The sequence below is a fragment of the Bacillus sp. LR_5 genome (genome assembly GCF_042709275.1).
This window is the reverse complement of sequence record NZ_JAVAXX010000425.1, coordinates 1-3,797: the sequence shown is the minus strand read 5'-3', so window position 1 is coordinate 3,797 and position 3,797 is coordinate 1. Positions and strand designations below refer to the sequence as shown.

The 3,797-nt window shown below is 41.6% G+C and carries 6 protein-coding genes; 4 read left to right on the top strand and 2 right to left on the bottom strand.

Annotated features, from left to right (window positions below; genetic code table 11):
* Positions 1 to 33: 33 nt before the first annotated feature.
* A complete protein-coding gene (locus RAC86_RS36310; protein WP_014476700.1) occupies positions 34 to 300 on the top strand; it encodes a UPF0223 family protein in 267 nt (88 codons plus the stop codon).
* A 32-nt stretch (positions 301 to 332) separates the two neighbouring features.
* On the opposite strand, the gene RAC86_RS36305 is transcribed toward RAC86_RS36310, so the two are convergent.
* Complete coding sequence (locus RAC86_RS36305; protein ID WP_015252167.1) at positions 333 to 971, bottom strand: YktB family protein; 639 nt, start codon at positions 969 to 971, stop codon at positions 333 to 335.
* A gap of 239 nt (positions 972 to 1,210) precedes the next feature.
* Here RAC86_RS36305 and RAC86_RS36300 point away from each other — a divergent pair, with 239 nt between their 5' ends.
* The 3 genes from RAC86_RS36300 to RAC86_RS36290 all read left to right on the top strand — a co-directional run bounded on the left by RAC86_RS36300 (position 1,211) and on the right by RAC86_RS36290 (position 2,790).
* Entirely contained in the window at positions 1,211 to 1,399 is a 189-nt protein-coding gene (locus tag RAC86_RS36300) for a hypothetical protein (RefSeq protein ID WP_009967148.1), read from the top strand.
* A 139-nt stretch (positions 1,400 to 1,538) separates the two neighbouring features.
* Complete coding sequence (gene suhB, locus RAC86_RS36295) at positions 1,539 to 2,336, top strand: inositol-1-monophosphatase (protein ID WP_377886743.1); 798 nt, start codon at positions 1,539 to 1,541, stop codon at positions 2,334 to 2,336.
* A 25-nt stretch (positions 2,337 to 2,361) separates the two neighbouring features.
* Entirely contained in the window at positions 2,362 to 2,790 is a 429-nt protein-coding gene (locus RAC86_RS36290; protein ID WP_015252166.1) for a GNAT family protein, read from the top strand.
* Between the two features lie 77 nt (positions 2,791 to 2,867).
* Here RAC86_RS36290 and RAC86_RS36285 read toward each other — a convergent pair whose 3' ends face one another.
* On the bottom strand, positions 2,868 to 3,782 hold the full coding sequence (locus RAC86_RS36285; RefSeq protein WP_257432773.1) for a class I SAM-dependent methyltransferase: 915 nt from the start codon (positions 3,780 to 3,782) through the stop codon (positions 2,868 to 2,870).
* Between the last annotated feature and the right edge of the window lie 15 nt (positions 3,783 to 3,797).

Sequence of the window (3,797 nt, the reverse complement as noted above, 5' to 3'; positions counted from 1 at the left end):
TTAAGGGAAGTAAATCTATAAGGAGTGAAGAAAATGGAGTATCAATATCCGATGAATGAAGATTGGACAACCGAAGAAGCAGTGGATGTGATTGCATTTTTCCAGCAGGTTGAGCTTGCATATGAAAAAGGGGCGGATCGTGAAGAACTGCTTAAAGCTTACCGCCGTTTCAAGGAAATTGTACCGGGGAAGGCCGAAGAAAAAAAGATATGCGGCGAGTTTGAGGAACAAAGTACATATTCTCCTTATCGCACGGTCAAACAGGCGAGAGAATCTGATCACGCGAAGATTAAGATGTAAGAAAAAGAGCCGGGGGATATCCCGGCTCTTTTTTATGCTTGTGATACTTTTTGGGTGAGACGGTACAGAAAAGCAAGCTGCTTAAAGGCATCGTCGATACGCTGAAGGAATTCCTGGTTATTCATATTCAGCACTTCTTCTTTTTGGAGCTGGATGCCGCATAACAGCTCAGCTTTCTTTACAGTCTGCAAACGCTCAAACAGTGTCTTCAGTTGTTCCTTGTCCATTTCAGACTGTTTATGTACGCCCGGTTTTGTGTGATCTGCAGACCAAACGAAGCTGTCAGGGATATTTTTCGTAATGGTTTCTTGGTTCACTTCAAGCAATTTGCCGTATTCTTCTTTGATAGGGGATTCATAAATAATCGCGAACCACACAAAGACGTGGCTTTCCCATAAACCAATTTGGAAATGCGGCAGTTTTTTATAGCCTCTTTTGCTGTTTGCGAACGCCACCCAGCTGTCAGCCGGGGGATTGACGGATCTTCTTGCGTGCTTCGCCACATGCGGAAACATTTCATCTCCGGTTAAAGCTGATAAAGTTGGGGCAAAATGTTCGCCTAGAGCTGTAAGCTTCGGACGGACCGTCTCTTTTAATACTTCCATGCGCGCGTCTAAGCCTTCTATTGTAAATGTGTTAAAGTCTTCTTCAGTGAAACGCATTTGTGTCATGATTTTCCTCCTTCATGCTAAGTATACATATTTTATCACAGTTCATACGAGCTTCAAAAAGATTGAGCGCGTTTGAAGTAAGGGGAAATGTGGTAATAAACGAGTAGGTAAACACACAATTTTCAGAATCATGTTGCGCGTAAATAGAACAATCATACGATATAAGAAGTAATCATTGTTGAATGGCAAAATGGGATGCTTTTTTACAAACAAATGATCTCTGGAAGGGGCGAAAGACAATGAGGCAAGTTGTAAAAGAGGGATTTAAGGAAGAGAAAAACAATCGTGTTGCTGTCTGGAGACTAGAGGTTGATTATGAATTGGCAACCCTATATGAAGCAATGCAGAAAGAAAATGAAGAGCAGATTGAACAAAGCAAAAACAAACTTGAGCGACTTAGAAAAGAATGGATTCGTCTTAACGGGTAAAAAAGCGATAGTGAAAACGAACCGCATGAATGGTTCGTTTTTACGTGAGAAGGGATATTTTTCATTTTCCTTGCTTTTTCATTGCCGTTATCAGTATCCTATAAAATAAAAGGTCTACATAGAAGAGAGGTACGAACGAATGACAAATTGGACGGAAATTGATGAGATTGCAAAGAAGTGGATAAGAGAAGCAGGCGCGAGAATTACACAATCCATGCATGAAAGCCTGACAATTGAAACGAAATCAAATTCGAATGATTTAGTCACCAATATTGACAAAGAAACCGAAAAGTTTTTCATTGATCGAATTCAAGAAACATTTCCGGGACATCGGATACTCGGTGAAGAGGGGCAAGGAGACAAAATCCACTCACTTGAGGGAGTCGTATGGATTATTGATCCGATTGACGGGACGATGAATTTTGTGCATCAGCAAAGAAATTTTGCGATTTCCATTGGGATTTTTGAAAACGGTGAAGGGAAAATCGGCTTAATTTATGATGTGGTGCACGATGAGCTGTATCACGCATTTAGCGGCAGAGGAGCTTATATGAATGAAACGAAGCTGGCTCCTTTAAAAGAAACCGTCATTGAAGAAGCGATTCTTGCCATTAATGCAACATGGGTAACGGAAAACAGAAGAATTGATCAAAGTGTGTTAGCGCCACTTGTGAAAAGAGTCAGAGGCACACGCTCCTACGGTTCTGCCGCTTTAGAGCTGGCAAATGTCGCGGCAGGAAGAATAGATGCTTACATCACGATGCGGCTTGCGCCATGGGACTACGCAGCCGGCTGTGTGCTGTTAAATGAAGTAGGAGGCACCTATACGACCATTGAAGGAGAGCCGTTTACCTTTTTAGAAAACCACAGTGTGCTAGCCGGAAACCCATCTATACATAAAACGATATTTGAAGAGTATCTTCATGCTCGGAAGTAGGCCATTTGAGCAGGATGATCTCAGCTTGTTAGAAAAGCTCGCGGAGGCTCATCCTGTATGGAAAGAGGAGGAGTTTGGAGATAAAGATGCAGAAGACTATATCATTTCCTACTCCATGTACAACGGTTTATGGCTTGTATGGGAAAAAGACGGTCTGCCTGTTGCCGTCAGCTACCATCTCGAGTGGTCGCCTTCAAACGGTAAGCCGTGGCTCGGAACGGTCCTGATTGACCCGGCTGAAGAAAAAAAGGGACATGCGAAGATGATCATTGAACAGATCAGCAAATTGCTTAGAGCGAAACATAAAGCGATGTTTGCGGGAGTTCCCATTGAGCGCAGTGAATGGATACTGTTTTTAAGCCAATGCGGCTTTGAACAGCTGAAAACGGAAAAAGATGAGAAAGGCAAATCATTTATGATCTTGGTGAAGCCTTTAGCAGAAGCTGCCGTATGATAACGACAGCTTATTTGCTGCATGCGGGTTCAATAAAAAGCCTCTCAAACATTGAGAGGCTTCTGATGATTTGAAAATTATTTTTTTACTGCATGAATATAATGAATCGTTTCAAACGCTGACAAATTGTCTTTTCGATTACTAAAGAAAAGGTCATTGATGTCGTCTGGTGATAGATGTTCATAGATCAGTAAACCAGATGACTCTAACAGATGTTCAATCTCTTGATAAGTGAAACATGATTTCATCGGTTCCCCGCTTGCGGCAGCCATCTTCACCATATGTTCAACTCGATTCGACGTCCCTTTTGCTGTAAAAAGTGTTTCGTCCGCATAATCAAAAACAATAGAGCTTCCAGGCGGGACATGAGAAAATAAATTGCTGATCAAGCTTGCATTTTCTTCCCGTGTTACATAATAAGACACTCCGAGAAGGCTGAAGACTGTTTTTGTGTTTTTAAATCCTTCATCTAAGAGAGGATCATACGAAAACGTTTTGGTGAAATCCATAGGAACAAAATGAAGATGACCCGGAATTGTCAGATTTGCATCCTTCAGCTTATTTTTTTTGAATTGCTGTGTAGCCGGATGGTCAACCTCGAAAACCTGTAAGCTGTTTTCTAATTCTGGATGCCGAAAGCAGAAGGTATCCAGCCCCGCTCCAAGAATGACATACTGTTTTGCCCCCAGGATTAATTCGTTGTGCAAGACTTTTTCACAATAAGAAGCACGTGCTAGTGGCGTGGGAGACAGCTGGATTTGTGCAACCCATTTTAATATTTTTTCAGGATCATTTTGAAGACGTTCGGCGATCTCTTTGTTGAAAAACGATATTCCTTGAATCATATTTTTACTGATGTCGATAAACTCTTTTTCGTTAATGAGATCTTTTGCGATAAAATCATCAAAAATAAGAGGTGTGTCATATCGGCTGTGATATGCACGGGCAAAAGCTGAAATTAGAGACGTTAAGCTGGACTCATTTTTCCTCATGAAATGATCCTCCAC

Coding starts and splice junctions, on each gene's coding strand:
- RAC86_RS36305 (WP_015252167.1), bottom strand. CDS start 971: ATGACACAAATGCGTTTCACTGAAGAAGACTTTAACACATTTACAATA.
- RAC86_RS36285 (WP_257432773.1), bottom strand. CDS start 3,782: ATGAGGAAAAATGAGTCCAGCTTAACGTCTCTAATTTCAGCTTTTGCC.
- RAC86_RS36310 (WP_014476700.1), top strand. CDS start 34: ATGGAGTATCAATATCCGATGAATGAAGATTGGACAACCGAAGAAGCA.
- suhB (WP_377886743.1), top strand. CDS start 1,539: ATGACAAATTGGACGGAAATTGATGAGATTGCAAAGAAGTGGATAAGA.
- RAC86_RS36300 (WP_009967148.1), top strand. CDS start 1,211: ATGAGGCAAGTTGTAAAAGAGGGATTTAAGGAAGAGAAAAACAATCGT.